Here is a 2,023-nt window from a genome sequence, read left to right on the forward strand (position 1 = left end):
GCGATGCGCTTCGCCGACGAGGTGGCGGCGCGCCGGGGCCTGGACCGCCAATGGGTGCGCGCCACCATCGGCGGCGCGCGCTTCCTGCCCAACGTGCCGCGGCTGATGCTGCCGGGACCGGTGGGCACGGTGAAGAACTGGCAGGTCTACCGCAGCCGCTTCATCGACGCCACGCGCATCGCCGCGGGCGTGCGCTTCTGGCGCGCCAATGCCGACCTGCTCGCGCGCGCCGAGGCCACCTACGGCGTGCCGCCCGAGATCGTCGTGGGCATCGTGGGCGTGGAGACCATCTACGGCCGCAACATGGGCAACTTCCGCGTCATCGATGCGCTCGCCACGCTGGCCTTCGACTTCCCGCAGGGCCATCCGCGCGCGGCCGAGCGCCAGGCCTTCTTCCGCGGCGAGCTCGAGAGCTTCCTGAGCACCGAGAGCCGCACCGCCGACGACCCGATGGTGCCGCTGGGCAGCTACGCGGGCGCGATGGGCATGCCGCAGTTCATGCCGAGCAGCATCGCCAAGTACGCGGTCGACTTCGACGGCGACGGACGCATCGACCTGGTCAACAACACGGCCGACGTGATCGGTTCGGTGGCCAGCTACTTCAAGGCCTTCGGCTGGCAGCCGGGCATGCCCGCGATCTACCCGGTGCGCTTCGACGAGTCGCGGCTGCGCAAGGACATCCTGCTGGCGCCCGACATCCTGCCGAGCTTCAGCGCCGACAGCTTCGTGGCCGCGGGCGCGGTGCCCGATGGCGAAGGCCAGCGCCATCGCGGCCTGCTCGCGCTGATCGAACTGCAGAACGGCGCCAACGCCGCGCCGACCTACGTAGCGGGCACGCGCAACTTCTACGTGATTACGCGCTACAACTGGAGCAGCTACTACGCGATGTCGGTGCTCGACCTCGGCAACGAGGTCAAGGCGGCGATGGGCTATGCGCCGGCGCCGCAGCCGGTGCTCGCGCCGGCCCCCGCGCCGCTGCGCTCGCAGCCGAGGCTCGATGCGCAACCGATGCCGCTGCCCCTGCAATCGACGCCGACCGAGCCGGCGGCCTCGCAACCGCTGCCGCCCGCCTCCTCGCCGCGGCAACCGATGCCGCTGCCGCAGTGAGGGCCACGCGATGACGCCCTTGTCGAGCGCGGCCCTGCGGGCCAACTGGCACGCCGCCTGGCGCGCGCTCGGCATCGCGCACCCCGGCACGCCCGAGCGCGATGCGTTGTGCGACGAGCTGCAGCGCCGCTATGCCGAGCCGCAGCGCCACTACCACACGCTGCAGCACCTCGGCGAATGCCTGGCCTGGTTCGAGCGCGAGCAGGCCGCCGCGCAACACCCCGGCGAAGTGGCGCTCGCGCTGTGGTTCCATGACGCGATCTACGACGTGCATGCGCACGACAACGAGGCACGCAGCGCCGGCTGGGCGCTCGAGGCGCTGCGCAGCTTCGAGGCCGGCGAGGACGCGGCGCAGCGCGTGCACGACCTCGTGATGGCCACGCGCCACGATGCCGTGCCCGAGGGCCGCGATGCCGAACTGCTGATCGACATCGACCTCTCGATCCTCGGCGCCGAGCGCGCGCGCTTCGACGAGTACGAGCAGCAGGTCGGGCGTGAATACGCCTTCGTGCCGCTCGAGATCCGCCTGCCGCGCCGGCGCGAGATCCTGCAACGCTTCCTCGACCGCGACGCGATCTACGCCACGCCGCGCATGCACGCCCTGCTCGAGGTCCGCGCGCGCGAGAACCTGCGCCGGTCGATCGCGGGCTGAGCGCGCCGCCGGTCTCTCAGGCCGGCAGCAGCCGCCACCATTCCGAGCGCATCGGCAAGGCGCCACCGGCCTCTTCGACCTGGCCCAGCAGCAGGCCATCGGCCCCCGCGCCGTGCACCACCAGTCGCAGCAGTTGCTCCGCATCGCGGTTCAGCACGAAACTGCCGTCGCCGCGCCAGCCCAGGCAGCGGCCGACCTCGGCCAGTGCCAGCGCGGGCTGGCTCTGCATGAAGGTGAAGGGCATGGTGAGCCCCGCATCGAGCT

General features: G+C 71.9%; 2 protein-coding genes and 1 pseudogene. 2 read left to right on the plus strand and 1 reads right to left on the minus strand.

The window, feature by feature from the left end:
* Nucleotides 1-1,107, plus strand: a 1,107-nt coding sequence (gene mltB, locus AC27VN_RS39905) for a lytic murein transglycosylase B (RefSeq protein ID WP_490880275.1), incomplete at its 5' end; no start/stop codon positions are given.
* A gap of 10 nt (nt 1,108-1,117) precedes the next feature.
* Entirely contained in the window at nt 1,118-1,759 is a 642-nt protein-coding gene (locus AC27VN_RS39910) for an HD domain-containing protein (protein ID WP_490880276.1), read from the plus strand.
* Between the two features lie 16 nt (nt 1,760-1,775).
* Here AC27VN_RS39910 and AC27VN_RS39915 read toward each other — a convergent pair.
* Nucleotides 1,776-2,023, minus strand: a pseudogene (locus AC27VN_RS39915) (hypothetical protein); the annotation flags it as partial.

The sequence above is a fragment of the Variovorax sp. 20P10.2.4 genome (assembly GCF_058244205.1).

What these genes read in the sequence shown, in the direction of transcription:
- AC27VN_RS39910 (WP_490880276.1), top strand. Translation starts at nt 1,118, where the DNA reads ATGACGCCCTTGTCGAGCGCGGCCCTGCGGGCCAACTGGCACGCCGCC.